The sequence below is a fragment of the Cellulosimicrobium sp. CpK407 genome (assembly GCF_051844275.1).
Classification (GTDB): Bacteria; Actinomycetota; Actinomycetes; order Actinomycetales; family Cellulomonadaceae; genus Cellulosimicrobium; species Cellulosimicrobium cellulans_G.
In genome coordinates, this window is record NZ_JBGNYC010000009.1 from 93,695 (window position 1) to 116,916 (window position 23,222).

General features: G+C 75.1%; 23 protein-coding genes and 1 pseudogene. 11 read left to right on the forward strand and 13 right to left on the reverse strand.

Annotated features, from left to right (window positions below; translation table 11 throughout):
- Window positions 1–9: 9 nt before the first annotated feature.
- Window positions 10–486, reverse strand: coding sequence for a MerR family transcriptional regulator (locus ABWU78_RS06415; protein WP_439157882.1), 477 nt, complete (start codon window positions 484–486; stop codon window positions 10–12).
- 42 nt (window positions 487–528) lie between these two features.
- On the opposite strand from ABWU78_RS06415, the gene ABWU78_RS06420 reads away from it, so the two are divergent.
- Complete coding sequence (locus ABWU78_RS06420) at window positions 529–1,404, forward strand: aldo/keto reductase (protein ID WP_439157883.1); 876 nt, start codon at window positions 529–531, stop codon at window positions 1,402–1,404.
- Window positions 1,405–1,482: 78 nt separating this feature from the next.
- Window positions 1,483–2,394: a siderophore-interacting protein gene (locus ABWU78_RS06425; protein ID WP_439157884.1), complete on the forward strand. Its 912-nt coding sequence runs from the start codon at window positions 1,483–1,485 to the stop codon at window positions 2,392–2,394.
- A 35-nt stretch (window positions 2,395–2,429) separates the two neighbouring features.
- Here the strand turns inward: ABWU78_RS06425 and ABWU78_RS06430 are convergent, their stop codons facing one another.
- Both ABWU78_RS06430 and ABWU78_RS06435 read right to left on the reverse strand, forming a co-directional pair.
- Complete coding sequence (locus ABWU78_RS06430) at window positions 2,430–2,912, reverse strand: type II toxin-antitoxin system VapC family toxin (RefSeq protein WP_439157885.1); 483 nt, start codon at window positions 2,910–2,912, stop codon at window positions 2,430–2,432.
- Window positions 2,819–3,073 (reverse strand): type II toxin-antitoxin system Phd/YefM family antitoxin, encoded by a 255-nt coding sequence (locus ABWU78_RS06435; RefSeq protein ID WP_253054702.1) that lies wholly within the window; start codon window positions 3,071–3,073, stop codon window positions 2,819–2,821. The genes ABWU78_RS06430 and ABWU78_RS06435 overlap by 94 nt, the downstream gene beginning before the upstream one ends.
- A gap of 159 nt (window positions 3,074–3,232) precedes the next feature.
- Between ABWU78_RS06435 and ABWU78_RS06440 the strand changes: the two genes are divergently transcribed.
- Window positions 3,233–4,288 carry an NAD-dependent epimerase/dehydratase family protein gene (locus tag ABWU78_RS06440; RefSeq protein WP_439157886.1) on the forward strand — a complete coding sequence of 352 codons (1,056 nt, stop codon included), beginning with the start codon at window positions 3,233–3,235 and terminating at the stop codon, window positions 4,286–4,288.
- 168 nt (window positions 4,289–4,456) lie between these two features.
- Here the strand turns inward: ABWU78_RS06440 and ABWU78_RS06445 are convergent, their stop codons facing one another.
- The 8 genes from ABWU78_RS06445 to ABWU78_RS06480 form a co-directional block, all read right to left on the reverse strand.
- The gene (locus tag ABWU78_RS06445; protein WP_253054698.1) at window positions 4,457–5,557 is read right to left on the reverse strand and encodes an LLM class flavin-dependent oxidoreductase; all 1,101 of its coding nucleotides are present in this window, start codon (window positions 5,555–5,557) and stop codon (window positions 4,457–4,459) included.
- Between the two features lie 224 nt (window positions 5,558–5,781).
- Window positions 5,782–6,084: a hypothetical protein gene (locus ABWU78_RS06450; protein WP_439157887.1), complete on the reverse strand. Its 303-nt coding sequence runs from the start codon at window positions 6,082–6,084 to the stop codon at window positions 5,782–5,784.
- Window positions 6,085–6,249: 165 nt separating this feature from the next.
- Window positions 6,250–7,896: a bifunctional phosphatase PAP2/diacylglycerol kinase family protein gene (locus ABWU78_RS06455; protein ID WP_439157888.1), complete on the reverse strand. Its 1,647-nt coding sequence runs from the start codon at window positions 7,894–7,896 to the stop codon at window positions 6,250–6,252.
- A 139-nt stretch (window positions 7,897–8,035) separates the two neighbouring features.
- Window positions 8,036–8,536, reverse strand: coding sequence for a hypothetical protein (locus ABWU78_RS06460; RefSeq protein ID WP_253054694.1), 501 nt, complete (start codon window positions 8,534–8,536; stop codon window positions 8,036–8,038).
- 124 nt (window positions 8,537–8,660) lie between these two features.
- Complete coding sequence (locus ABWU78_RS06465) at window positions 8,661–9,533, reverse strand: metal ABC transporter permease (RefSeq protein WP_353706790.1); 873 nt, start codon at window positions 9,531–9,533, stop codon at window positions 8,661–8,663.
- On the reverse strand, window positions 9,530–10,294 hold the full coding sequence (locus tag ABWU78_RS06470) for a metal ABC transporter ATP-binding protein (RefSeq protein WP_439157889.1): 765 nt from the start codon (window positions 10,292–10,294) through the stop codon (window positions 9,530–9,532). Before ABWU78_RS06470 ends, ABWU78_RS06465 begins: the two co-directional genes overlap by 4 nt.
- On the reverse strand, window positions 10,291–11,259 hold the full coding sequence (locus ABWU78_RS06475; protein WP_439157890.1) for a metal ABC transporter substrate-binding protein: 969 nt from the start codon (window positions 11,257–11,259) through the stop codon (window positions 10,291–10,293). The genes ABWU78_RS06470 and ABWU78_RS06475 overlap by 4 nt, the downstream gene beginning before the upstream one ends.
- Window positions 11,260–11,395: 136 nt before the next feature.
- The gene (locus ABWU78_RS06480) at window positions 11,396–12,196 is read right to left on the reverse strand and encodes an IclR family transcriptional regulator (RefSeq protein ID WP_353706787.1); all 801 of its coding nucleotides are present in this window, start codon (window positions 12,194–12,196) and stop codon (window positions 11,396–11,398) included.
- On the opposite strand from ABWU78_RS06480, the pseudogene ABWU78_RS06485 reads away from it, so the two are divergent.
- Together ABWU78_RS06485 and ABWU78_RS06490 are read left to right on the forward strand one after the other, a co-directional pair.
- Window positions 12,195–12,587: pseudogene (locus ABWU78_RS06485) on the forward strand (helix-turn-helix transcriptional regulator); the annotation flags it as partial. The gene ABWU78_RS06480 and the pseudogene ABWU78_RS06485 sit on opposite strands and share 2 nt — an antisense overlap.
- 223 nt (window positions 12,588–12,810) lie before the next feature.
- The gene (locus ABWU78_RS06490) at window positions 12,811–13,221 is read left to right on the forward strand and encodes a VOC family protein (RefSeq protein WP_253054684.1); all 411 of its coding nucleotides are present in this window, start codon (window positions 12,811–12,813) and stop codon (window positions 13,219–13,221) included.
- A gap of 6 nt (window positions 13,222–13,227) precedes the next feature.
- Here ABWU78_RS06490 and ABWU78_RS06495 read toward each other — a convergent pair whose 3' ends face one another.
- Window positions 13,228–14,148, reverse strand: a complete 921-nt coding sequence (locus ABWU78_RS06495) for a LysR family transcriptional regulator (RefSeq protein WP_353706786.1) — start codon at window positions 14,146–14,148, stop codon at window positions 13,228–13,230.
- Window positions 14,149–14,280: 132 nt separating this feature from the next.
- On the opposite strand from ABWU78_RS06495, the gene ABWU78_RS06500 reads away from it, so the two are divergent.
- From ABWU78_RS06500 to hutI, 6 genes are all read left to right on the forward strand, one after another.
- A complete protein-coding gene (locus tag ABWU78_RS06500; protein WP_205205596.1) occupies window positions 14,281–14,571 on the forward strand; it encodes a hypothetical protein in 291 nt (96 codons plus the stop codon).
- 121 nt (window positions 14,572–14,692) lie between these two features.
- Complete coding sequence (locus ABWU78_RS06505; protein WP_439157891.1) at window positions 14,693–15,166, forward strand: nitroreductase family deazaflavin-dependent oxidoreductase; 474 nt, start codon at window positions 14,693–14,695, stop codon at window positions 15,164–15,166.
- A 208-nt stretch (window positions 15,167–15,374) separates the two neighbouring features.
- A complete protein-coding gene (locus ABWU78_RS06510; protein ID WP_353706785.1) occupies window positions 15,375–17,759 on the forward strand; it encodes an excinuclease ABC subunit UvrA in 2,385 nt (794 codons plus the stop codon).
- Between the two features lie 166 nt (window positions 17,760–17,925).
- The gene (gene hutH, locus ABWU78_RS06515; protein WP_353706784.1) at window positions 17,926–19,626 is read left to right on the forward strand and encodes a histidine ammonia-lyase; all 1,701 of its coding nucleotides are present in this window, start codon (window positions 17,926–17,928) and stop codon (window positions 19,624–19,626) included.
- A 36-nt stretch (window positions 19,627–19,662) separates the two neighbouring features.
- Window positions 19,663–21,339, forward strand: a complete 1,677-nt coding sequence (gene hutU / locus ABWU78_RS06520; RefSeq protein ID WP_353706783.1) for a urocanate hydratase — start codon at window positions 19,663–19,665, stop codon at window positions 21,337–21,339.
- The gene (hutI, locus tag ABWU78_RS06525) at window positions 21,336–22,715 is read left to right on the forward strand and encodes an imidazolonepropionase (RefSeq protein ID WP_439157893.1); all 1,380 of its coding nucleotides are present in this window, start codon (window positions 21,336–21,338) and stop codon (window positions 22,713–22,715) included. Before hutU ends, hutI begins: the two co-directional genes overlap by 4 nt.
- A gap of 33 nt (window positions 22,716–22,748) precedes the next feature.
- Here the strand turns inward: hutI and ABWU78_RS06530 are convergent.
- On the reverse strand, window positions 22,749–23,222 hold a 474-nt coding region (locus ABWU78_RS06530), incomplete at its 5' end, for an arginase family protein (RefSeq protein ID WP_439157892.1).

A 23,222-nucleotide genomic window follows, 5' to 3' on the forward strand; every position in this document is an offset into this window, starting at 1 on the left:
TCGCGGTCCTCAGGACCGCGGGCCGCCGGGCCGTGCGAGCAGCAGCGCCGGGTCGCGCCGGGCCCGGGTGCTCGGCGCGGCCGGGTCGCCGGCCTCGGACCGCCCGCCCGACGTCGGCCTGGCCGACGCCGGTGCTTCGGTGACGAGCCCGGCGAGCCGCTCGCGGTGCGCGGCGAGCTGCGCCAGGCGCGCGTCGACGCGCGCCAGCTCTTCCTGGAGGAGCGGGTCGAGGCACGGTTCGACGTCTCCCGACCCGCCGCACGCGCACGCGAGGACCTGCCCGATCACCGTCGTGGACAGCCCTGCGTCGAGCAGGCGGCGGACCCGCCGGACGCGCTCGAGGTCGTCGGGCGAGTACAGCCGCTGCCCGGACGGCGATCGGGCCGGGGCGAGCAGGCCCTGCTCCTCGTAGTAGCGCAGCAGCCGCGCGCTCGCGCCGGTCGCGCGAGCGACGTCCCCCACGCGCAGCGTGACCTCGGTCACCATCGCTTGCCCCTCCCATGCATGTGAGCCCCCAGCATCGGTCCCATGACGAACCGAACACATCTTCTCGGCGGCGATCTTCCCGTGCACCGCATCGGGCTCGGCACCATGCGCCTCGCCGACGGACCCGACGAGCGGCGCGGCCCGACCGCCCCGGTCTGGCAGGCTCCCGCGGACCGCGCCGACCTCGTCCGTCTCGTCCGCACGGCGGTCGACCGCGGCGTGGACCTCGTCGACACCGCCGACGCGTACGCGCTCGGGGCGGGGGAGGAGCTCGTGGGCGAGGCGCTCGCGGGCGTCGGACTGCCGGTCGCCGTCTCGACCAAGGTGGGCGTCGTGCGCCCCTCGCCGGACGAGTGGGTCCCGCTCGGCCATCCCGCCTACCTCCGCCAGCAGGCCGAGCTGAGTCTGCGCCGTCTGGGCCGCGACACGATCGACCTCCTCTCCCTCCACCGCGTGGACGACGCGTACCCGCTCGAGGACCAGGTCGGTGCCCTCGCGCGCCTGGTCGAGGAGGGCAAGGTGCGCCACCTCGGACTGTCCGAGGTCACGACGGCGCAGCTCGACGCGGCGCGGGAGGTCGCGCCGATCGCCGCGGTGCAGAACCTCTACAACGTCGCGACGCGCGACCACGACCCGGTCGTCGAGCGCACGCGCGAGCTCGGCGTCGCCTTCGTCCCGTACTTCCCGGTGTCGTTCGACCCGCGCACGACTCCCGGCCTCGTCGAGGTCGCGACCCGGCGCGGTCTGGACCCGCGGCAGGTGGCGCTCGCGTGGCTGCTCCACCGCGGGCCGCACGTGGTCCCGATCCCGGGCACGACGTCGGTCGAGCACCTCGCGCACAACCTCGCCTCGGCGGACGTCGTGCTCGACGAGCACGACCTGTCCCTGATCGACGCCGTCGCGGCGAGCACGACCTGACCCGCCGTCGAGCACGACCTGAAGGACGGAAAGCGCCGGATACCGACCCTCATGTCGTGCTCGGCGCAGAATGGGGCGGTGTTCGCCCGAGCCCGCACCACCCTCGACCTCGTTCCCCGCCGCGTCCGCGTGCACCGCGTCCAGGAGACGTCCGGCGCGCTGCGGCGCATCACGTTCCGCGACGCCGCCCCGGCCGCGCACGACGACGGGCGGGCGGCCGGGCCGGTCGTCGACGGCTCGCGCCTGGCCTCGCTCGCTGCGCTGCGCACCCCCGGCCCGGACGACCACGTGAAGGTCTTCCTGCCCGACCCGGCGAGCGGTGTGCTGCACGCCCCGACCCTGACGGCGGACGGCGCGCTCCAGCGCCCGACCGGCGTCGTGTCGATCTCGCGCGAGCTGACCGTGCGGGCGACGCGGACGGTCGACGGGGTCGCGGAGGTCGACGTCGACTCGGTGCTGCACGGCGGCGACGCCCCGGGCGTGCCGCCCACCGGCGAGGGTGGTCCGGCGTCGGCCTGGGCTGCGGGCGCCGACGTCGGCGACGAGGTCGTGCTCGCGGGCCCGACGACGAGCCGCGGCGTGCCCGACGGCGTCGCCCGGCTGCTGCTCGTCGGGGACGAGACGGGGCTGCCCGCGCTCGCCCGGTGGGTCGACGCCGTCGGGACGGACGTGCCGGTGACGGCGATCGTCGAGATCGGCGACGACGTGGACGAGGCGTTCGTCGAGGACGAGCTCGGTCGCGCGACGCTCGAGATCCTCTACCGCACGGACGGTCCCGGCCAGCTCGCGGAGGCGGTCCGCGCCCTGGGCCCGCTCGACGCCGACGAGTACCTGTTCGGCGCCGGTGAGGCGACCGACCTCGTCCCGGTGCGCCGCGACCTACGGCGGGCGGGGGCGCGGCCCGACCAGGTCGAGGTGCACGGCTACTGGCGCCGCGGCGTCGTCAACCTCGACCCCGACGCACCCCTGGACCCGACCGACCCCGACTGAGCGTCGGCCGGTGCGCGAGCGCACCTGGGTCCGGGTCAGGCGCCGCGTAGCACGTCCACGGCGAGCCCGCGCCCGGCGACGGCGAGCCGCGCGTCGTTCGTCCACAGGGCGGTGCACCCGTGCACCTGCGCGACGGCGAGGTGGAGTGCGTCAGGCGTGCGGAGCGACGAGGTGGCGCGGAGACGCGTGGCACGCTCGAAGACGGTGGCGTCGAGCGGCACCTCGGCGAACAGCCCGAGTGCCGCGCGGTACCGGTCCTCGAGCTCGACGTCCCCGGACCGGAGCGGCCCGGCGAGGCACTCGAGCCGGACCAGCGGGCTGATCGCGAACTCCTCCTCGCCGTGCCGGGCGAGCAGCCCGCGGACGTGGGACCCGCGCTCCGCGTCCTCGACCAGGTAGATCACGAGACACGAGTCGAGGTAGATCACTCCCAGCCCTCGCGCTCGGCCTCGATACCGGCGTCGACCTGCTCCGCGGGGCGGATCGAGCGCGTGGACGGCGGATGGTCGTCGAGCCACTCGACGATCGCCGCGCCCGTGCCGTGCGCGAGGTCCGCGCGGACCGGCACGAGCCGGACCAGCGGGACGCCGCGGCGGGCGATGACCACGTCCTCTCCGGCCGCGGCGCGGTTCACGAGCTGGGAGAGGTTGTTCTTGGCCTCGAGCACGTTGACCTGCACGGTGCCTCCTCGGTGTCGGGCGTCATGGCCAGGTTACCTGGCCAGGTGGGGCAGGCGGGGACCCGGGTCGAGAGGACCTGTCCGAGCGCGCGTGCCTCCGGCCGTCTGCCCGCGGCGAAACCGCCTGCGGGCGAGTCGACGACACACCAGAGTGGGTCCATGACCCGACTCCTGGTCCTCGGCGGCTCCGACTTCGTGGGACGTGCCGTCGTCGACGACGCGCTCGCCCGCGGCTGGGACGTGACCGTCCTCAACCGCGGCAGCACGCCCGTGCCCGACGGCGTCCGACAGCTCGTGGGGGACCGCACCCGGGCGGACGGCCTGGACGCGCTGCGGGCCGGCGACGTCCCGCAGACGTGGGACGTCGCGGTGGACACGTGGTCGTGGGCCCCCGCGGCGGTCCGCGACGCCGCGCGGCTGCTCGCCGGCAGGATCCCCGGCGACAGCCGGTACGTCTACGTGTCGTCGCGCTCGGTGTACCCGTTCCCGACGCCCCGCGGAGCCGACGAGACGGCGTCGGTCGTCGACGGCGACCCGGACGACACGAGCCACGACGACTACGCCCGCGCGAAGCGGGGGGCGGAGATCGCCGCCGTCGACGCGCTCCGCGACCGGGCGGTCCTGCTGCGCGCGGGGCTGATCGTCGGCCCGCGCGAGAACGTCGGGCGGCTGCCGTGGTGGCTCCGGCGCGTCGCGCGGGGCGGGCCCGTGCTCGCGCCCGGTCCGAAGGACCTGCCGCTGCAGTACGTCGACGCGCGCGACCTCGCGGCGTTCGCGCTGGATGCGGCGCTCGCGGGCGCGTCGGGACCGGTCGACGTCGTCAGCGCCTCGGGCCACACGACGACGGGCGAGCTGCTCGCCGCGTGCGTCGCCGTGACGGCCGACGACACCGCCGCGGCCGGGAACCCGCCCGCCGAGCTCGTGTGGGTCGAGCCGGAGGCCGTGCTCGCGGCGGGCATCGAGCCGTGGAGCCAGCTCCCGGTGTGGCTCCCACCGGGCGAGCTGCACGACGCGCTCCACGGCTCCGACACGTCGCGCGCGTACGCCCTCGGGCTCCACCCCCGGGACGTGAACGAGACCGTGCGCGACACCTGGGCCTGGCTCCGCGAACTCGACGTCGCGGGCGAGGCGACGCCGCAGCGCGCGGACCGCCCCGCCGTCGGCCTCCCGCCGGACCTCGAGGCCGCCGCGCTCCGCGCAGCCGCCACCGGCTGACCCGCCGACCCCGCCGCCCAGGGACCACCCCCCGGGGGGCCGGCCGTCGTCGAACACGACCCTGCCCGCCGTCGAACACGAGGTTGGTGTCGTTATCAGCCCCATAACGACAGCAACCTCGTGTTCGGCGGGGGGCCGGAGGCCGGGGCGGGGGGCGGGGCGGGCGGCTCAGGAGTCTGCGAGGAGCTCGCGGACGCGCGGGATGACCTGGGTGCCGTAGAGCTCGATGCTGCGGAGCATCGTCGCGTGCGGGAGCGTGCCGGTCGAGTACTTGAGGTCGAACCGGCCCGCGCCCAGGAGGCGGACGGTGCGGGCGATCTTGCGGGCCACCGTCTCGGGCGAGCCGACGTAGAGCGACCCGTCGCGCACGTCGTGGGCGAAGCGTCCGCGGTGGTAGGCGGGCCAGCCGCGCTCGCGGCCGATCCGGTTGTTCATCGCCGCGAAGTGCTCGTAGACCTCCTCCTGCGCCTGCTCGTCGGTGTCGGCGACGTGGCCGGGCGAGTGCACGCCGACCGGCAGCACCGGGTTGCCGAGCTCCTCGACGGCGCGGTGGTAGAGGTCCACGTACGGGCGGAACCGCTCGGGCTCGCCGCCGATGATCGCGAGCATGAGGCCCAGGCCGTGCCGTGCGGTCCGCACGACCGACTCGGGCGACCCGCCCACGCCGACCCAGGTCCGCAGCCGGCCGCTCTCCGTCTTGGGCCAGACCTCCTGGTCGGCGAGCCCGGCGCGCGTCGTGCCCGACCACGTGACGGGGCCCTCGTCGAGCAGGTGGACGAACAGGTCGAGCTTCTCCTCGAACAGCACCTCGTAGTCCGCGAGGTCGTAGCCGAACAGCGGGAACGACTCGATGAACGACCCGCGCCCCAGGATCACCTCCGCGCGTCCGCCGGAGAGCGCGTCGAGCGTCGAGAAGCGCTCGAAGACGCGCACCGGGTCGTCGGAGCTGAGCACGGTCACCGCGGACCCGAGCCGGATCCGCGAGGTCCGGGTCGCGATGCCGGCGAGCACGACCTCCGGTGCGCTGATCGCGAAGTCCGCGCGGTGGTGCTCGCCCACGCCGAAGAAGTCGACCCCGACCTCGTCCGCGAGGACCGCCTCCTCGACGACGTCGCGGATCGTGCGCGCCCCGCTGAGCAGCGCGCCGTCGGGACCGGCGGTCACGTCGCCGAACGTGTCGAGGCCGAGCTCGACCGTCGTGGGGTCCGACGGCGGTCCGGCGGTGGTGCTCTCGGGTCCGGTGGGGGTCGGGGGAGTCGTGTCGGTCATCGTCTGCTCCTGCGGTCGGTCGACCGTCGGCGGACCGGTGCTCTCACCGGCGGCGCGGTCGTGCGCCGTCTCAACCGTGCCCGGCCGTGGGATCTTCCGCGACCGGGCAGCGTGCCGGGTGGACAGGCCCGGAGCAGTCCGTGGGCGCACGGGTCACGACGACGGCCGCCGCCCCGGGTGGGACGACGGCCGTCGGACGGTGCGCCGGCAGCGGCGCGGCGACGTCAGTACGTCGAGGTCACGGCGCCGTTCGCGACGAGCGCGGCGATCGCGACGATGTAGATGATCGTCCCGATGGCGCCGAGCACCGTGAAGATGATGCTGAGGATGAGGCCCCACTTGGCGAGCTGGTTGTCGAAGCCCGCCTCCTTGCTCTTCTTGCGCGCGATCGCGCTGACGACGATGCCCGCGATGGCGAAGACGAACGCGAGCACGAAGCCCACGATGCCGAGGGTCTTGCCCGGGTCCTCGATCGGGGCGGCGTAGCCGGAGGGGGCCTGGGGGGCGGCGGGGTACTGCTGGGCCATGGTTGTTCTGCTTTCTGGGTGGGCCGTCGAGGCCAGGTCCTGAGGATGCGCGGACGGGCCGTCCGCGGGTGCGGGGCTCATTGTGGGCCATGTCGTGTGTGTCTGAACAGGGGGAGTTCTCCCCCATGTCCGTGAAAGAAGGACGAATGGTATGGATCGGGCGCGCTACCCGGCGGTCGGGTCGCTCGGCGCGTAGAGGCGCACCGCGCCGGGCCGCATGGTGAGACGGACGGTCACCGGCTCGGCGTCCGCGACCGCGTCGAGCGCGAGCGTCTCGCCGTCGTGCGCGAGCACGACGGGCGGCGACCCGGCGGCCGTGGGCGAGGTCCCGTCGTCGCGCACGGACCTGCCCGGGCCGACGACCGCGCCCCGGGCGGGGAACCGGAGCTCGAGCGCCGGGACGGTCGTCGCGTCGACCACGAGGTGCCGACGCACGCCGGGCACCCGCCGCGCGAGGCGCGTCCCCGTGTCGCCCGCCGCGACCTCGAGGAACGTGCGCAGCCGGCTCGCGCGTCGCTCGGCGCGGGCGGTGCGGACGTCCAGCACCCCGTCGTCGAGCCGGCGCCGTTCGACCGGGGCGAGACTCTGCGGGAAGTAGCGGTTGACCCCCGCGAAGAGCGACCAGTACTCGCCCTCGTGCCCGTCCACCTCCATCCGCACACGGTGGGCCCGCCGCAGGACCCGTGCCGCGGCCAGGACTGCCGCCGGCCACTTGCCCAGACGGTGCTCGTGCTTCTCGCGCTCCGTGACGAGCTCCGGGTAGACGCCCGCCGAGAAGGTGTTGAGCACGGTCCGTGGCGGTCCGTCCTGCCCGTCGACCTCGAGGTCCGCGACATCGATCGTCACGCCGGATCCCGTGCGGACGGCGGCCGCCGTCGCGCTCATCGAGGTGAGGTCGGCGGCCCGGGCGAAGTGGTTCAGCGTGCCCCCGGGGAAGACGGCGAGGGGGAGGTCGTGCGCGCGGGCCGCCGCCGCGGCCGTGGAGACGGTCCCGTCGCCGCCGCTGATGCCGAGCGCCCGGACGCCCCTGCCGGCGGCGTCGTCGAAGAGGCGCCGGAGGTCGTCGCCCTCGCCGAGCACGTGCACCTCGGCGCGAGGCAGGCCCTCGCGCAGCGCCACGAGCGGGTCCTCCTTGAGCAGACGACCCGACCCCGCCGCCGGGTTCACGACGACGAACAGCCCCACCCCGTCGTCGAGCGCAGGGACGACGGCGGGCGGTCCCGCGGGCACGTCGGGGCCACGCTCGGCTCGGTCGGGGACGAGCGCCCGGCCCACGAGGGCGACCCCGGCTCCGAGCGCGGCGCCCGCGGCGACGTCGGAGAACCAGTGCGAGCCGGTGTGGAGGCGCGAGTACAGCACCGCGCCCGCGAGCGGCGCGAGCGCGAGGCCCAGCGTGGGCCACACGGTCGCGACGCCCGTGACGAACGCCGCCGCCGACGCCGAGTGGCCGGAGGGGAACGACGGCGACGTCGGCGGGTCGGCGAGCCGGCGCCACAGCGGCAGCGGCTCGAGCGAGGGTCGCTCGCCGCCGAACACGGTCTTGCCGACGACGTTGGCCAGGAGGCTCGAGACGAGCAGCGAGCCGTAGCCGCGCAGCGCCGCCTCGCGCCCGCGCCGGCCCGTCGCGGCGATGCCCAGGGCCGCCCCGGCCCACAGGACGCTGTGGTCGGCCGCGGCGGACAGCCGCGAGAGCGCGGCGTCGGCGCGGGGGCCGAGCGCGCGGCGGTTGGTCCAGTCGTTGACCGCGCGGTCGAGCCGGGCGACCCCGGGGAACGCCTCGTGCGGCTTGACGATCCCGGTGACGCGCGGCATCCCGCCATCGTAGGAAGCCGCGCGACGGACCGCGCGGCGGCGGTCGGCACCCCGAGATCGACCCCACCGTCACGTGATCGACCCACCGAGGGTCGATCTCGACCGTGCGGGTCGATCTCGCGAGGGGACGGGAGGCGGGTCAGACCCCGGCGCGGCTCGTCTCGCCGCGGAGCACGTCGATGTGGGCCTGCAGCCGCTCGAGCGCGACGGCGACGCCCTCGCCCGCGTCGTGCGCGAGGTCCGTCACGTGGCGCAGCTGCGCGGACGCCGCGTCGAGGGCGACCTGCGCGTCGGCCAGCGCGACGGCGGCCCGGCCGTCCGCGGCCTCGTCGCCGTCGGTCGCGCGGTCGAGCGCGGAGCGGGCCTCGTCCGTCGCGGCCTGGACCGACTCGACGGCGTCGAGCACGTCGTTGCGGAGGACGGGGTGCAGGGCGGGGAGCTGGGCGTGGACCCGGTCGAGGTCGTCGCCGATGGTCTCGGTCTGCACCTGCGCGTCCGCGATGAGCTGCTGGACCTCCGCGGCGTTCGCCGAGGCGCACATCGGGAGCATCATGGCCAGCGCGAGCAGGCTCGCCGCGGCGAACCGGGCTGACGTGCGCGTGCGCTGCGGCGTCGTGGGCTCGCTCGTCCTCGCTGACATGGCACCTAGTCTCCCGGTCGAACCTGAGAAGAGCCAGGGAATCGTGGGCGAATTCATGGAGATTTCGCACACAGCGCACGTGGGCGACACGTCCGGAACGGCGCGGGGTGCGCCGAGCGCGAGGTCAGACCCGGACGAGGCGGCGGCGCCGGGCGGCGGCCGCTCGCGTCCCGATCAGTCCGTGGCGCGGGCTGAACAGGTAGGCGAGGGCGAACGCGACGCCCAGCGCGACGACGACCGTGCCACCCGAGGCCGTGTCGAGGTAGTAGCTCACGTAGATGCCGACGACCCCGCACACGGCCGCCACGAGCGGCGAGATCCACAGCATCCGCGAGAACCGGTCGGTGAGGAGGTAGGCCGTCGCGCCGGGCGTGATGAGCAGCGCGACCACGAGCACGACGCCGACCGCCTGGAGCGCGACGACGACGGTCAGCGCGAGCAGGCCGAGCAGCAGCGCGCCGAGCCGTCGCGGGGACAGCCCGATCGCGTGCGCGTGCGTGGGGTCGAACGCGTAGAGCGTGAGGTCGCGCCGCTTGAGCACGACGACCGCGAGCGTCACCGCGCCGAGCGCGAGCACCTGGAGCAGGTCCGCGCGCGACACCCCGAGCAGGTTGCCGAAGAGGATGTGGTTGAGGTCCGTCTGGCTCGGCGTCACGGAGATGAGGACGAGGCCGAGCGCGAACAGCGTCGTGAACACGACCCCGATCGCGGCATCCTCCTTGACGCGGGACGTGTCGCGCACCGCGCCGATGAGCAGCACCGCGAGCAGCCCGAAGACGAGCGCGCCGAGCGCGAACGGCGCGCCCACCACGTAGGCGAGCACGACGCCGGGCAGCACGGCGTGCGAGACGGCGTCGCCCATGAGGGACCAGCCCACGAGCACGAGCCAGCACGACAGGACGCCGCACACGATCCCGGCGGTCACCGTGACGGCGAGCGCGGTGCGCAGGAACTCGAACGACAGGGGCTCCAGAAGGGTGGCGAGGAGGTCGGTCACGGGGCCACCTCCACGCCGAACGCGAGCGCGAGGTTCTCGGGCCGCAGGACCTCCGCGGGCGTCGAGTGCAGCAGGACCCGCTGCTGGAGCAGCACGGCCTCGTCCGCGAGCTCGGGCAGCGCGTGCAGGTCGTGGGTCGAGACGAGGACGGTCGCCCCGCCCGCCGCGAGCTCGCGCAGCAGCGTGGTGATGGTCGCCTCCGTGCGCTTGTCCACACCGGCGAACGGCTCGTCGAGCAGGAGGATGGTCGCGCCCTGCGCGAGCCCCCGGGCGACGAACGCGCGCTTGCGCTGCCCGCCCGAGAGCGCGCCGATCTGCCGGTCGGCGAGGTCGGTGAGCTCGACGCGCGCGAGCGCGTGCTCGACCGCCTCCCGGTCCGCGGGCCGCGTGCGCCGCGTGAAGCCCTGGTAGCCGTAGCGGCCCGTCATGACGACGTCGCGCACGCTCAGCGGGAACGCCCAGTCGACGTCCTCGCTCTGCGGCACGTACCCCACCGCCTGGGCGCGCCGGGCGCGGGCCGCGGGAGCGCCGTCGACCAGGACCGTGCCGCGGTCGGGCCGGACCATGCCCATGACCGCCTTGAACAGCGTCGACTTGCCCGAGCCGTTCATGCCCACGAGCCCGCACACCGTGCCCGGCCCGTGCGCGGACCCCAGGGCGAGGGTCGCGCCGTCGAGCGCGAGGACGTCGCCGTAGTGGACGGTGAGGTCGCGCACGTCGATCGCGGGCGTGCCCGACGGCGCCCACTCGCCCGCGCTCACGCGTCACCGCCCGCGGTGGTGCCGGTGAGGCCCGCGACGATGGTCTCCGTGTCGTGGCGCAGGAGGTCGAGATAGGTCGGCACGGGGCCGTCGGGCGCGGAGAGGGAGTCGACGTAGAGCGTCCCGCCGAAGGCCGCGCCGGACTCGCGCGCGACCTGCTGCATCGCGTCGTCGGAGACGGTGGACTCGCAGAACACGGCCGGGACGTCGTGCTGCTCGACGAACTCGATGGCGCCGACGACCGACTGCGGCGTCGCCTGCTGCTCGGCGTTGACCGCCCACAGGTACTTCTCCGCCAGCCCGGCGTCGCGCGCGAGGTAGGGGAACGCGCCCTCGCACGTGACGAGCGCGCGGTGGCCCTCGGGCAGCGCGTCGAGCGCCGTCGTGAGCTCGTCGTGCACGGCGGCGAGCTCGGCGGAGTAGGCCGCGGCGTTCGCCGCGTAGTCGTCGGCGTGGGCCGGGTCGAGCTCCGCGAACGCGTCGGCCATGTTCTGCACGTAGACCTGCGCGTTCACGGGCGACATCCAGGCGTGCGGGTTCTCCTTGCCCTGGTACTCCTCGGCGGTGTCGTCCCCCAGTGCGATCGGGTCGACGCCCTCGCTGACGACGACGTGCGGCACGTCGAGCCCGTCGACGAACCGCCCGAACCACGCCTCGAGCCCCATGCCGTTGTCGAGGATCAGGTCGGCGTCCGCCGCCTTGCGGACGTCGCCGGGCGTCGGCTCGTAGCCGTGGATCTCCGCCCCGACCTTGGTGATCGACTCGACGCGCAGGTGGTCGCCCGCCACGTTCTGCGCCATGTCCGCGAGCACGGTGAACGTCGTGAGCACGACGGGCCGGTCGTCGTCGGGCGGGACCGACCCCGCGTCCGTGGCGCTCGAGCAGCCGCTCAGCGTCGCTGCGGCGAGGGCCGCGACGGCTGCGGCAGCACGACGTACGGACCTCCGCGTCAAAAAGTTCGGCATACCGAAAAATCTAGTCGGGACGTCGGCCGTGCGCAACGTCGTCGGCGTCCCCTCGCGAGGTAGAGCCCTGGTCCCGCGAGGTAGAGCCCTGGTTCAGCGAGAAGAAGACCAGAGCTCTAGCTCGGCAGACCGGGCTCTACCTCGGGGCGGTCGGGCCGGACGGGCGGGTCGAGGTGGCGCGGGCGCCGAGGCGGCGGCTGACCTCGGTGGCGGCGCGTCCGACGGCGGCGGCGAGCTCGGCACGGCGGGCGGGTGGGGCGTCGTCGGCCCAGAACGTGAGGGCGATGCCGGCGACGGGGAGGCCGGTGTGGTCCACCGCCGCGTGGGCGACGGACGCGAGGCCGGGGGTGACCTCGCCGTCCTCCTCGGCCCAGCCGCGCCGGCGGACGCCGCGCAGGACCTCGCGCAGCGCGCCGAGGGTCTGCGGCCCGACGCCGGTCCGGTCGGCGAACGCGGCGGCGCTGGGGAAGAGGGCGCGCACCTGGGCGGCGGGCAGCCCGGCGAGGACGGCGCGCCCGCTCGCGGTGAGGTGGGCGGGGAGACGGACGTCGACGTCGGTCACGAGCGTGGGGCGGCGCGGCGCGCGCTGCTCGACGAGGTAGAGCACCTCGCGCCCGTTGAGGACGGCGAGGTGGGCGCTCTCGCCCGTGGACTCGACGAGGCGCGCGACGACGGGCCGCGCGAGCCGGGCGAGCGGTGCCTGGCGCGCGTACGCGGAGCCGAGCGCGAGCGACGCCGTCCCGAGCCCGTACCGGTGCTCCTCGGGGAGGTGCGTCACGAACCCCTCGTCCACGAGGACGGACAGCAGGTGGTACACGGTCGACCGGGGGAGCCCGAGGCCCTGCGCGACGGCGGCCGCGGGCGACGGGCCGGCCTGCGCGGCGAGGTAGGTGAGCACGCGGACGGCCTGGCGCGCGGCGGGCACGTCGCTCGGCATGAGGACCACGGTAGGGCCGTGGCACGATCGAGGCGTGACGACCGTGCCCGACGACCAGCGCCTGCGCGACCTCGCGCGGCTGCGGCGCGTGCGGGACCGGATCGACCGCGAGTACGCGCAGCCGCTCGACGTCGCGGCGCTCGCGGCCGGTGTGCACGTCTCGGCCGGGCACCTGAGCCGCGAGTTCAAGGCCGCGTACGGGGAGTCGGTGTACGCGTACCTCATGACGCGACGCATCGAGCGGGCGAAGGCGCTGCTGCGCCGCGGCGACCTGAGCGTCACGGACGTGTGCTTCGCCGTCGGGTGCTCGTCGCTGGGGACCTTCAGCACGCGGTTCACGGAGCTCGTGGGCGTGCCGCCGAGCGTCTACCGGCGCCGCGCGGCGGAGGCCGACGCCGCGTCTCCCGCGCCCGTGGAGTCCCGGACGGCCGCGGCGGGCGCGTCGCGCGGGGCCGGCACCGCGACCGACGCCGTCGAGGCGCTGCCGGACGGGAGCGCCGCCGTCCCCGGCGCGGAGCGGCTCGACGGGATGCCGGCGTGCGTCGCGCGCCGCGTCACGCGACCGGTCAGGAATCGAGAAGCGCGGGCCGGGTGACGCGCCTAGCGTCGATCCCATGAACCTCACCATCAACTCCAGCTTCCTGCCCCAGACCGACCCCGACGCGTCGCTGGCCTTCTACCGCGACGTCCTCGGCTTCGAGATCCGCAACGACGTCGGCTACGAGGGGATGCGGTGGATCACCGTGGGCCCGGCCGACCAGCCGGACACCGCCATCGTGCTGCACCCGCCGGCCGCGACGCCGGGCCTCAGCGACGACGACAAGCGCGCGCTCCTGGAGATCGTCGCGAAGGGCGCCTACTTCGGGGTGAACCTCGCGACGACCGACGTCGACGAGACGTTCGCGCGCATCGAGGCCGCGGGGGCGGAGGTCGTGCAGGAGCCGATCGACCAGCCCTACGGCGTGCGCGACTGCGCGTTCCGGGACCCGGCGGGCAACGAGATCCGCATCCAGCAGCGCCGCTGAGGGTCGTCAGACCCGGCCGCTCGACCCCGCAGCCGCGAGGTCGAGCGAGAGCGCGAGCGGACCGAGCTCAGCCGCGACCTGGGAGAACTCCGCGACCAGCGGCGGGATCGGACCGGCGCGCCGGACGAGGCCCCAGCGCAGCACGGGCTGCTCGTCGAGCGGCACGTAGGCGACGTCGGAGCGCTCGAGGTAGCGGATGCCCTGGGCGCACGCGACCGCGACGCCGTCGCCGGACATGACCCGCCACAGCACCTCCTCGCGCGTCGGGGTGGTGCCGCCGCGGTCGGGCTCGCTGCGGGGGACGGGGCTGACGGCGTCCTCCCAGTAGTCGGGGACGGGCAGCCCGGAGGGCAGGACGTTCTCGTCGGCCAGCTCGGCGACGGACACCGACGAGCGCGTGGCGAGCGGGTGCGTCCGCCCGACGGCGAGCACGATCGGCTCGGTGAAGGTCACCGGGCCGACCGCGAGGTCCTTCTCCTCGACGGGGAGCCACAGGAGCGCGACGTCGACCTCGCCGTCGCGCAGGAGGCGGAAGGGCTCGTCGAGGCGGACCTCGCGCATGCGCAGGTCGACGTGCGGGTTGCGGGCGCGGAACAGCGCCGTGACGGGGGCGATCTCCTGCCACAGGGGTCCCATGACGCCGAACGTCAGGGTCTCGCGCGCGGCCCGAGCGGTGCTCGCGGCGGACTCGACGCCCTCGAGGATGCGGCGGTACCCGGCCTCGAGGTCGGCCCGGAGCTGTTCCCCGAGGGGCGTGAGCGCGACGCGCCGGCTGGTCCGCTCGAAGAGCGGGGCGCCGATGCGGCGCTCCTGCTTGGCGATCGCCTGGCTCACCCGGGGCGCGGACACGTGCAGGCGCTCCGCAGTGCGCCCGAAGTGCAGCTCCTCGGCGAGCGTCAGGAAGATCTCGATGTCGCGCAGCTCCACCCGACGATCGTCGCGTTCGTTAACCCCGGGCGCAACCACCGTTGCCGGATCGGCCGTTGTTCGCCCGCGCGTGCGGCCCGAGCCTGGAAGGGCGCGGCGAGAGGCGCCGGGCGGGACGGAGAGGAGACGACCATGGCCGTCGTCAGGACGCACCGGTACACGGTGGAGACGGGCCGGCTGGCCCAGATGCTCGAGCAGCGCAGCGCGCTCATCCAGGGGCTGCGGGCGGCGAACCCCGCGTTCACCGCCGCCACGCTCGTCCGGCTCGAGGACGGGACGTACCTCGACATCTGGCGCTGGGACTCGGCCGCCGCGATGCAGACCGCGGCCCAGGCCGCGCGCGACGTCCCGCTCGTCGGGGCGACGCTCGGCCTCACGACGGACCACGAGGCGCTCGACGGCGAGGTGCTCGACGAGCGGTGAGGACCGCCGTCGGCCCCGGGCCACCCCCCCGGGGGCGACGCAGCACCGACGACGCAGCACCACGACGCACCACGGACCGGCCCGACGGGCGGGGCCGACCACGAGGACGAAGGAGACGACGATGAGCACCGAAGGACGCACGACGAACGGCGCGGGGCGCGCCCCGGGCACGCCGGGACGGTTCTCGCGCTGGATGCAGCGCCGCTCGAACGCGCGGCTCGTCCGCAAGGTCCGGGGCGGCAAGGCCACGTTCATGGGCATGGACGTCCTCGTGCTGCACACCGTGGGCCGCCGCAGCGGGGCGCCGCGCGAGACGCCGCTCATGTGGCTGCCGGACGAGGGCGACGCCGTCCTCGTGGTCGCCTCGGGAGGCGGCAGCCGCAACCCGGACTGGCACGCGAACCTCGTGGCCCACCCCGACGACGTCGCGATCGAGCTGCCCGGCAGGGCGCCCGTCCCCGCGGTGCCGCACGAGCTCGCGGGGGCGGACCGGGAGCGGGCGTGGCGGCGCGTCGCGACGGAGCAGCCGCGCATCGCGCGGTACCAGAGCAAGGCCGAGCGGCAGTACCCGCTCGTGCGGCTCACGCCGCGATGAGCGGCGCCCGCGTGGCCGGTCCTGACAGGGACGGCCGCGCGCCCGGCACCGGACGGTCGCGCGGCGCGGCAGGATCCGCGCGCCGGACCGACCGGTTCTCGGGCAGACTTTCACGGGGCTGCCGAGGTCGGACGGTCGGCGCCGTCGACCGGCCGGTCGACCGGATCGGCGGTGGCCGCGCGACGAGGCTCGACGACGAGGAGACACGATGAGCACGGCAACGACGACGGGAACGCAGACCGCGGCTCCGCGGGGCGCGGACGGGCACGACGTCATCCGGGTCCAGGGGGCACGGTCGAACAACCTGCAGGACGTGAGCGTCGAGATCCCCAAGCGGCGCCTCACGGTGTTCACGGGGGTCTCGGGGTCCGGCAAGAGCTCGCTCGTGTTCGACACGGTCGCGGCCGAGTCGCAGCGCCTCATCAACGAGACGTACCCGGCGTTCCTGCAGGGCTTCATGCCGACGCTGGACCGTCCCGACGTCGACGTGCTCGAGGGCCTCACGACGGCGATCGTCGTCGACCAGGAGCGCCTCGGCGCGAACCCGCGCTCCACGGTCGGGACGGTGACCGACGCGAACGCGATCCTGCGGGTCCTGTTCAGCCGGTTCGGGGAGCCGCAGATCGGCCCGCCGCCCGCGTTCTCCTTCAACGTCCCCGCGCGCAAGGCGAGCGGCATCATGACGTCGGCCACGGGCGAGAAGACGATCGTGCGCAACGCGATCTACCACGGCGGCATGTGCCCGCGGTGCGAGGGGCGCGGCTCGGTCTCCGACCTCGACCTCACGGAGATCTTCGACGACTCCAAGTCGCTGCGCGACGGCGCGATCAAGGTCCCGGGATACACCGCCGACGGGTGGATGGTGCGCGGGTTCGCCGAGTCGGGGTTCTTCCCGGGAGACCGGCCCATCCGCGAGTTCACCGACCAGCAGATGCAGGACTTCCTCTACAAGGAGCCCACCAAGATCAAGGCGATGGGGATCAACGTCACCTACGAGGGCCTGATCCCCAAGATCCAGAAGTCGATGTTCTCCAAGGACGTCGACTCGCTCCAGCCGCACGTCCGGGCGTTCGTCGAGCGCGCGGCGACGTTCGCGCCGTGCCCCGACTGCGGCGGCACGCGCCTGTCGGAGTCGGCGCGCTCGTCGAAGATCCGCGGCGTGAACATCGCCGAGCTGTGCGCGATGCAGATCACCGACCTCGCGGCCTGGATCAGGGACCTCGACGACCCGAACATGGCCCCCGTCGTCGACGCGCTCGGCGACAACCTCGCGTCGTTCGTCGAGCTCGGGCTGGGCTACCTCAGCCTCGACCGCCCCTCAGGGACGCTGTCCGGGGGCGAGTCGCAGCGCATCAAGATGCTGCGCCACCTCGGGTCGTCGCTCACCGACGTCACCTACGTCTTCGACGAGCCGACCATCGGCCTGCACCCGCACGACATCGACCGCATGAACGGCCTCCTGCTGCAGCTGCGCGACAAGGGCAACACGGTCCTCGTCGTCGAGCACAAGCCCGAGACGATCGTCATCGCCGACCACGTCGTCGACCTCGGCCCGGGCGCGGGCACGGCCGGCGGGCACGTGACGTTCGAGGGCACGGTCGAGGGGCTGCGCGCGAGCGACACCGTGACCGGCCGCCACCTCGACGACCGGGCGACGCTCAAGGACGAGGTGCGCTCGCCGTCGGGCGCGCTGGAGATCCGTGGCGCGGACGCGCACAACCTGCAGGACGTGGACGTCGACATCCCGCTCGGGGTGCTCGTCGTCCTGACCGGGGTGGCCGGGTCGGGCAAGAGCTCGCTCGTCGAGGGGTCGGTGTCGCGGCGCGAGGGCGTCGTGACCATCGACCAGAGCGCGGTCAAGGGCTCGCGCCGCAGCAACCCCGCGACGTACACCGGGCTCCTGGAGCCGATCCGCAAGGCGTTCGCGAAGGCCAACGGCGTCAAGCCCGCCCTGTTCAGCGCGAACTCCGAGGGCGCGTGCCCCGAGTGCAAGGGCGCGGGCGTGATCTACACCGAGCTCGGCTTCATGGAGACCGTCTCGACCCCCTGCGAGGACTGCGGCGGGCGCCGCTTCCAGGCCGCGGTGCTCGACTACACGCTGGGCGGGCTCAACATCGCCGACGTGCTCGACCTCCCGGTCGCGAAGGCCCGCGAGTTCTTCTCGTCCGGCGAGGCCAAGGTCCCGGCGGCGAAGGCGATCCTCGAGCGGCTCGACGACGTCGGCCTCGGGTACGTGAGCCTCGGCCAGCCGCTCACGACGCTGTCCGGCGGCGAGCGTCAGCGCCTCAAGCTCGCGACGCACCTGGGCGACAAGGGCGGCGTCATCGTCCTCGACGAGCCGACGACGGGCCTGCACCTCGCCGACGTGCAGAACCTCCTCGGCCTGCTCGACCGGATCGTCGACTCGGGCAAGTCGGTCATCGTCATCGAGCACCACCAGGCGGTCATGGCGCACGCGGACTGGATCATCGACCTCGGCCCGGGCGCCGGCCACGACGGCGGCCGCGTCGTCTTCGAGGGCACCCCGGCCGCCCTCGTTGCGGCGAGGTCCACCCTCACGGCCGAGCACCTCGCGGCCTACGTCGGAGCCTGACCCGCCGAACACGACATGGGGGTCGTCATCCGCGCGATAACGACCCCCATGTCGTGCTCGACGGCGGGTGGGGGCGTGGTCGGCTCCTGGCGGTGAGTCTGGGATCCCAGACGGAACCTGTCGTGACGGGCCCGCGGGGCGCCGGGGCGCGGTGTGTGCTGGGGGCATGGCAGCGACGACGCACTCCCCGGCCGTCCCCGACCGCTCCGGCGCGGGCGCGCCCGGCTCCGTCGGGCCCGGCCCGACGGCGGCCCTCACGGCAGGCCCGACGGCGGGCCTCGCTCCCGACCCGGCCCGCGCCGCGCGCGTGGTCGTCGTGGGCGACGGCCCGCTGACGATCGACGACGTGGTCGACGTCGCGCGGCACGGCGCGCGCGTCCGGCTCGCGGACGCGGCGGTCGAGGCGATGGCGGCGAGCCGCGCCGTCGTGGAGGGGCTCGCGGACGACGACCGCCCGCACTACGGCGTGTCGACCGGGTTCGGTGCGCTCGCGCGGCGGCACATCCCCGTCGAGCGGCGCGCGCAGCTCCAGCTCAGCCTGGTGCGCTCCCACGCCGCAGGGTCGGGGCCGGAGGTCGAGCGCGAGGTCGTGCGGGCGCTGCAGCTCCTGCGGCTCGCGACCCTGGCGACCGGGCGGACCGGGGCGCGCCCCGTCGTCGCGCAGACGTATGCCGCGATGCTCGACGCCGGGATCACCCCGGTGGTGCGGGAGTTCGGCTCGCTCGGCTGCTCGGGCGACCTCGCACCGCTCGCGCACGTGGCGCTCGCCGCGCTCGGCGAGGGCGAGGTCCGGGACGCGACAGGGGCCCTCGTGCCCGCTGCCGACGCGCTCGCCGCGGCCGGGATCGCGCCGCTCGCGCTGCGCGAGAAGGAGGGCCTCGCGCTCATCAACGGCACGGACGGCATGCTCGGCATGCTCGCGCTCGCGCTGCACGACCTGCGGTCCCTGCTCACGACGGCCGACGTCGCGGCGGCGGCGAGCGTCGAGGCGCTGCTCGGCTCGGATGCCCCGTTCGCGGCCGACCTCGTGGCGATGCGACCGCACCCCGGCCAGGCGGCGTCGGCCGCGAACCTGCGCGCGCTGCTCGACGGTTCGCCCGTCGTGGCGAGCCACCGCACGCTCGACGCCGACGGCAGGCCCGAGTGCACCCGGGTGCAGGACGCGTACTCGCTGCGGTGCGCGCCCCAGGTGCACGGCGCCGCACGCGACACGCTCGACCACGCGGCCGCCGTCGCGCGCCGGGAGCTCGCGGCGGCGATCGACAACCCGGTCGTCACCGTGGACGGGCGCGTCGAGTCGAACGGGAACTTCCACGGCGCGCCGGTCGCGTACGTGCTCGACTTCCTCGCGATCGTCGCGGCCGACGTCGCGAGCATGAGCGAGCGCCGCACCGACCGGTTCCTCGACAAGGCCCGCAACGAGGGTCTGCCGCCGTTCCTCGCCGACGACCCGGGCGTCGACTCCGGCCTGATGATCGCGCAGTACACGGCGGCGGGGATCGTCTCGGAGCTCAAGCGGCTCGCGGTGCCGTCGAGCGTCGACTCGATCCCGTCGTCGGCCATGCAGGAGGACCACGTGTCCATGGGCTGGGCGGGGGCGCGCACGCTCCGCCGCGCCGTCGACGGGCTGGGCCGCGTCCTGGCGATCGAGCTGCTCACCGCGACGCGCGCGCTCGACCTCCGCTGCGGCGGCGGGTCGCTGCACCCCGCGCGGGGGACCGGTGCCGTGCGAGACCTCGTGCGGACCGTCGTCGACGGTCCCGGACCGGACCGTTACCTGTCGCCCGACATCGAGGCCGTGACGCGCCTCGTCACGAGCGGTGCCGTGGTCGTGGCGGCGAGCGCCGCCGTCGGGCACCTGGCCTGACCTCCCGCCCGCCCGACCCCGAAGGAGCGAGACGACATGACCCACGAGCCGACCCACCGACTCGGCACCCCCGTCCCCGTCCGCGCCCCGCGCGGCACGACCCTCACCGCGCGGTCGTGGCAGACCGAGGCGCCGCTGCGGATGCTCATGAACAACCTCGACCCCGAGGTCGGGGAGCGGCCCGACGACCTCGTCGTCTACGGCGGCACCGGCCGCGCGGCGCGCGACTGGCCGAGCTACCACGCGATCGTCCGCACGCTCACGACGCTCGCGGACGACGAGACGCTCCTCGTGCAGTCGGGCAAGCCGGTCGGGGTGCTGCGGACGCACGAGTGGGCGCCGCGCGTGCTGCTCGCGAACAGCAACCTCGTGGGGGACTGGGCGACGTGGCCCGAGTTCCGGCGGCTCGAGGCGATGGGCCTGACGATGTACGGGCAGATGACCGCGGGGTCGTGGATCTACATCGGCGCGCAGGGCATCCTCCAGGGCACGTACGAGACGCTCGCCGCGGTCGCCGCGAAGCGGTTCGGAGGGACCCTCGCCGGGACGCTCACGCTCACCGGCGGGTGCGGCGGCATGGGCGGCGCGCAGCCGCTCGCGGTGACGCTCAACGGCGGCGCGTGCCTCGTGGTCGACGTCGACCGGTCGCGCCTCGACCGGCGCGTGCGCGAGCGGTACCTCGACGTGGTCGCCGACGACCTCGACGCCGCGGTCCGGCTCGTCGAGGACGCGCGGCGCGAGCGTCGGGCGCTGTCGGTCGGGGTCGAGGGGAACAGCGCGACGGTCGTGCCGGAGCTGCTGCGGCGCGGGGTCGAGGTCGACGTCGTCACGGACCAGACGTCGGCGCACGACCCGCTCTCGTACCTCCCGCTCGGGGTGCCGGTCGAGGAGTGGGCGGACTACGCGGCGGCCAAGCCCGACGAGTTCACGGACCGCGCGCGCGAGTCCATGGCGCGGCACGTCGAGGGGATGGTCGGCTTTCTCGACGCGGGCGCCGAGGTGTTCGACTACGGCAACTCGATCCGCGACGAGGCGCGTCGCGGCGGGTACGACCGGGCGTTCGCCTTCCCGGGGTTCGTGCCGGCGTACATCCGGCCGCTGTTCGCGCAGGGCAAGGGCCCGTTCCGGTGGGCCGCGCTCTCGGGCGACCCGCGCGACATCGCCGCGACCGACGCCGCCGTGCTCGACCTGTTCGACGACGACCACCTCCACCGCTGGATCCGCGCCGCCCAGGAGCGGGTCGCGTTCCAGGGCCTGCCCGCGCGCATCTGCTGGCTGGGGCACGGCGAGCGCGACCGCGCGGGGCTGGCGTTCAACGACCTCGTCGCGTCGGGCGCGGTGCGCGCGCCCGTCGTCATCGGCCGCGACCACCTCGACGCCGGGTCCGTCGCGTCGCCGTACCGCGAGACCGAGGCCATGGCCGACGGCTCCGACGCGATCGCCGACTGGCCGCTGCTCAACGCGCTCACGGCCGCGTCGTCGGGCGCGACGTGGGTGTCGATCCACCACGGCGGCGGTGTCGGGATGGGTCGCTCGATCCACGCCGGCCAGGTGTCCGTCGCCGACGGCACGCCGCTCGCCGCGGCCAAGCTCGCACGCGTGCTGTCCAACGACCCGGGCCTCGGCGTGCTGCGCCACGTCGACGCGGGCTACGACGACGCGGTGGCCACGGCCGAGCGGAACGGCCTCCGCATCCCGACGCGGGAGTCCTGATGGGTCACCCCACGGTGCCGAACCCGGGATCGTTCCTCACGGACGGCCGATCCTGGGGAGAGACCCCGGGTTCGACGGCGTCCGGGTGGACCGTCGGCCCCGCTTCGGCGAGTGGGTCGACGCTCCTCGTCGGGATCGGGGAGCTGACGACCAACGCGCCCGGCGGGCCGGGGACGCGCGCGGGTGACCCGACCGGGCTGGTGACGGACGCCGTCGTGCTGCTCGACGGCGGCCGGGTCGCCTGGGCAGGTCCCGCCCACGAGGCGCGGGACGCCGTCGGGCGCGCGCTGGGCGGCCGCGAGCCCGACGTCACCGTCGACGCGGGCGGGCGTGCCGTGCTCCCGGGGTTCGTCGACTCGCACACGCACCTCGTGTTCGCGGGCGACCGCGCCGCCGAGTTCGAGGCGTGCATGGCCGGGCGCCCGTACGAGGCGGGCGGCATCCGCTCCACCGTCGCGGCGACGCGCGCCGCGTCCGACGACGACCTGCGGGCAGGCCTCGCGCGGCACCTCGACGAGGCGGCCCGGCAGGGTACGACCACGGTCGAGGTGAAGAGCGGCTACGGCCTCACGGTCGCCGACGAGGAGCGGTCCGTGCGGCTCGCGCGCGAGGTCACGCCGGAGGTCACGTTCCTCGGGGCGCACGTCGTGCCGCCCGAGTACGCGGGTCGGGCCGACGCCTACGTCGACCTCGTGTGCGGCGACATGCTCGCCGCGTGCGCCCCGCACGCGCGGTGGGTCGACGTGTTCTGCGAGACCGGCGCGTTCACGGCCGAGCAGTCGCGCCGCGTCCTGGAGGCCGGGGCCGCGGCGGGCCTCGGCGTGCGCGTGCACGCGAGCCAGCTCGGGCCGGGGGAGGGGGTCCGCCTCGCCGTCGCGCTCGGCGCCGCCGCGGTGGACCACTGCACCTACCTCACCGACGACGACGTCGCGGCGCTCGCGGGCTCGTGGACCGGCGGCGGGACGCGGGCGGGCGGGCCGTCGGGAGCGGTCGCCGGGACCGTGGCGACCCTTCTCCCCGGCGTGGAGTTCTCGACGCGCCAGCCCTACCCCGACGCGCGACGCCTCCTCGACGCGGGCGCCGTCGTCGCGCTCGCGAGCGACTGCAACCCCGGGTCGAGCTACACGTCGTCCATGCCGCTGTGCCTCGCGCTCGCGGTCCGTGAGATGCGCATGACCGTCGCCGAGGCCGTCTGGTCCGCGACCGCGGGAGGCGCGCTCGCGCTGCGACGGGACGACGTCGGGCACCTCGCCCCCGGCGCCCGGGCCGACGTCGTGCTGCTCGACGCCCCGAGCCGCACCCACCTCGCCTACCGCCCGGGCGTCCCGCTGGTCGCCGCGGTCTGGCAGAACGGCGTCCGCCTCCCGTCGAGATAGAGCCTCCGGTCACGAGATAGAGCTCGCCGCGTTCTACGTCGCGACCGGACGCTCTACCTCGCGTCGGGCGAGGCCTGCGGCGAGCTCGAGGACGCAGAGGGCGGCGAGGCGGACGGTGCGGCCGTCGGGGGAGTCGGCGGTGGCGTCGACCTCGACGACGTCGGTGGAGCGGAGACGCTCGTCGACCGCCGCGGCGCGGACGAGGGCGCGCAGCTCCCACGCCGCGATGCCGCCCGGGACGCTCGCGGGGCAGCCGGGCGCGACGGAGCGGTCGCACACGTCGACGTCGACGTCGAGGTGCACCGGCCCGCCCGCGGCGCCCGCGACCTCCATGGCCGCACGCATGACGTCCTCGGGACCGCGGCGGCGCAGCTCGTCGACGTGCACGACCGTGATCCCCAGGTCGGCCGCGCGGCGCGCGTACTCGGCCGAGTTGGCGAAGTCGGCGATCCCGACCTGCACGACCCGGTGCGGGGGGAGGGGGGGGGGGAAGAGAAGCCGCACGCG

What these genes read in the sequence shown, in the direction of transcription:
- ABWU78_RS06460 (WP_253054694.1), bottom strand. Translation starts at nt 8,536, where the DNA reads ATGTCAGCGAGGACGAGCGAGCCCACGACGCCGCAGCGCACGCGCACG.
- ABWU78_RS06445 (WP_253054698.1), bottom strand. Translation starts at nt 5,557, where the DNA reads ATGACCGACACGACTCCCCCGACCCCCACCGGACCCGAGAGCACCACC.
- ABWU78_RS06475 (WP_439157890.1), bottom strand. Translation starts at nt 11,259, where the DNA reads ATGCCGAACTTTTTGACGCGGAGGTCCGTACGTCGTGCTGCCGCAGCC.
- ABWU78_RS06480 (WP_353706787.1), bottom strand. Translation starts at nt 12,196, where the DNA reads ATGCCGAGCGACGTGCCCGCCGCGCGCCAGGCCGTCCGCGTGCTCACC.
- ABWU78_RS06415 (WP_439157882.1), bottom strand. Translation starts at nt 486, where the DNA reads ATGGTGACCGAGGTCACGCTGCGCGTGGGGGACGTCGCTCGCGCGACC.
- ABWU78_RS06455 (WP_439157888.1), bottom strand. Translation starts at nt 7,896, where the DNA reads ATGCCGCGCGTCACCGGGATCGTCAAGCCGCACGAGGCGTTCCCCGGG.
- hutU (WP_353706783.1), top strand. Translation starts at nt 19,663, where the DNA reads ATGACCCACGAGCCGACCCACCGACTCGGCACCCCCGTCCCCGTCCGC.
- ABWU78_RS06490 (WP_253054684.1), top strand. Translation starts at nt 12,811, where the DNA reads ATGAACCTCACCATCAACTCCAGCTTCCTGCCCCAGACCGACCCCGAC.
- ABWU78_RS06500 (WP_205205596.1), top strand. Translation starts at nt 14,281, where the DNA reads ATGGCCGTCGTCAGGACGCACCGGTACACGGTGGAGACGGGCCGGCTG.
- ABWU78_RS06450 (WP_439157887.1), bottom strand. Translation starts at nt 6,084, where the DNA reads ATGGCCCAGCAGTACCCCGCCGCCCCCCAGGCCCCCTCCGGCTACGCC.
- hutH (WP_353706784.1), top strand. Translation starts at nt 17,926, where the DNA reads ATGGCAGCGACGACGCACTCCCCGGCCGTCCCCGACCGCTCCGGCGCG.
- ABWU78_RS06440 (WP_439157886.1), top strand. Translation starts at nt 3,233, where the DNA reads ATGACCCGACTCCTGGTCCTCGGCGGCTCCGACTTCGTGGGACGTGCC.
- ABWU78_RS06510 (WP_353706785.1), top strand. Translation starts at nt 15,375, where the DNA reads ATGAGCACGGCAACGACGACGGGAACGCAGACCGCGGCTCCGCGGGGC.
- ABWU78_RS06505 (WP_439157891.1), top strand. Translation starts at nt 14,693, where the DNA reads ATGAGCACCGAAGGACGCACGACGAACGGCGCGGGGCGCGCCCCGGGC.
- ABWU78_RS06420 (WP_439157883.1), top strand. Translation starts at nt 529, where the DNA reads ATGACGAACCGAACACATCTTCTCGGCGGCGATCTTCCCGTGCACCGC.